The sequence below is a fragment of the Herminiimonas sp. genome, from assembly GCF_030655415.1.
On sequence record NZ_JAURVN010000013.1, the window covers coordinates 1 to 2,441 of the forward strand.

A 2,441-nucleotide genomic window follows, 5' to 3' on the forward strand; every position below is an offset into this window, starting at 1 on the left:
CGGGCTCATTTTGTTCACAATATGCCGCTCGGTTATGTCCATTAAAAGATTAAGGAATAATTATGTCACGCAAGACCCCCATTGAGCGCTACCGCAATATCGGTATCTCGGCTCACATTGATGCTGGTAAAACCACGACGACTGAGCGCGTTCTGTTCTATACCGGTGTAAATCACAAGATTGGTGAAGTTCATGATGGCGCGGCCACCATGGATTGGATGGAGCAGGAACAAGAGCGCGGCATCACGATTACGTCTGCTGCGACGACCTGCTTCTGGAAAGGCATGGCGAACAATTTCCCTGCGCATCACATCAACATCATTGATACCCCAGGCCACGTTGACTTCACAATTGAAGTTGAGCGTTCGATGCGTGTGCTCGATGGCGCTTGCATGGTTTACTGTGCAGTTGGTGGCGTGCAGCCGCAATCAGAAACAGTTTGGCGTCAAGCTAACAAGTACAAAGTCCCACGTTTGGCATTCGTCAACAAGATGGATCGTACCGGCGCGAACTTCTTCAAAGTTTACGACCAAATGCGTGCGCGTTTGAAGGCAAATCCGATTCCTATGCAAGTGCCTATCGGCGCTGAAGATTTGTTCGAAGGCGTCATCGATCTGGTAAAAATGAAAGCTATTTACTGGGATGACGCATCGCAAGGCATGAAGTTTGATTACCGTGATATTCCGGACAATCTGCTGGCTGAAGCGAAAAAATGGCGCGAAAACATGGTTGAAGCCGCTGCTGAAGCATCAGAAGAATTGATGAACAAGTACCTTGAAGAAGGTGACTTGAGCGAAGCTGAAATCAAGGCAGCGATTCGTCAGCGTACTATTGCCAGCGAAATCGTGCCAATGATGTGCGGCACCGCTTTCAAAAACAAAGGCGTGCAAGCCATGTTGGACGGCGTGATCGAGTACCTGCCATCGCCAGTGGATATTCCACCTGTGCCAGGCATGAACGAAGATGACGAGCCTGTCGTGCGTAAAGCTGAAGATACCGAAAAATTCTCGGCCTTGGCGTTCAAAATCGCAACCGATCCGTTTGTTGGTCAATTGTGCTTTATCCGTTGCTACTCGGGTACTTTGAATTCAGGCGACACCGTTTATAACTCGGTTAAAGAGAAAAAAGAACGTGTTGGCCGTATCGTTCAGATGCACGCGAATCAACGCGAAGAAATCAAGGAAATGCTCGCAGGCGATATCGCTGCGGTCGTTGGCTTGAAAGACACGACAACTGGCGACACCTTGTGTGACGACAAAGCGATCGTTGTCCTCGAGCGCATGGTTTTCCCTGAGCCAGTTATTTCGCAAGCTGTTGAGCCTAAGACGAAAGTCGATCAAGAAAAAATGGGCTTGGCCTTGAATCGTTTGGCTGCTGAAGATCCATCGTTCCGCGTGCGTACCGATGAAGAATCAGGTCAAACCATTATTGCTGGTATGGGCGAGTTGCATCTGGACATTATCGTTGATCGTATGAAGCGCGAATTCGGCGTGGAAGCGACTGTCGGTAAGCCACAAGTTGCGTACCGCGAAACCATCCGTAAAGTTTGCGAAGAAATCGAAGGTAAATTCGTCAAGCAATCCGGTGGTCGTGGTCAGTACGGTCACGTGGTTCTGAAGATCGAGCCGCAAGAACCAGGCAAAGGTTTTGAATTCATCGACGCAATCAAAGGCGGTACAGTTCCTCGCGAATACATCCCTGCAGTTGAAAAAGGTGTGCGCGAAACACTGACTTCCGGCGTCCTCGCTGGTTACCCAGTGGTTGACGTTAAAGTCACTTTGTTCTTCGGTTCATACCATGACGTCGATTCGAATGAAAACGCGTTCCGTATGGCTGCGTCGATGGCGTTCAAAGACGGCTGCCGTAAAGCTAGTCCAGTTATCCTGGAACCAATGATGGCTGTTGAAGTTGAAACGCCTGAAGACTACGCTGGTACCGTGATGGGCGATTTGTCCTCACGTCGCGGCATGGTGCAAGGTATGGACGAAATCGCGGGCGGCGGCGGCAAGATCATTAAAGCCGAAGTTCCTTTGTCCGAAATGTTTGGTTACTCGACATCGTTGCGTTCAGCAACACAAGGTCGCGCAACCTACTCGATGGAATTCAAGCACTACTCTGAAGCACCTAAAAATGTGATCGATGCAATCGTCACATCGAAGGCGCCTAAGTAATCTATTCGTTGCAAGACCAAGCGAGCTGAGTGTAGTTACGAAGCTCCTTGGTCAGTAGTAAATAAAGTTAAAGGGTGCTCCAAACGGAGTGTCTCAATTTATATAAATCGTTCTTTTTGAAGGAAGAATAAAATGGCAAAAGGCAAATTCGAGCGGACCAAGCCGCACGTCAACGTCGGCACGATTGGTCACGTCGATCACGGCAAGACCACACTGACAGCAGCGATTGCGACAGTATTGTCGAAAAAATTTGGTGGCGAAGCAAAAGCG

At 49.1% G+C, this 2,441-nt stretch carries 2 protein-coding genes; both read left to right on the plus strand.

The window, feature by feature from the left end:
- The first annotated feature begins 62 nt into the window (after positions 1 to 62).
- A complete protein-coding gene (gene fusA, locus Q7T66_RS09160; RefSeq protein WP_304933033.1) occupies positions 63 to 2,171 on the plus strand; it encodes an elongation factor G in 2,109 nt (702 codons plus the stop codon).
- Positions 2,172 to 2,303: 132 nt separating this feature from the next.
- Positions 2,304 to 2,441: GTP-binding protein (locus Q7T66_RS09165; RefSeq protein ID WP_253251337.1), on the plus strand; the 138-nt coding region annotated here is incomplete at its 3' end.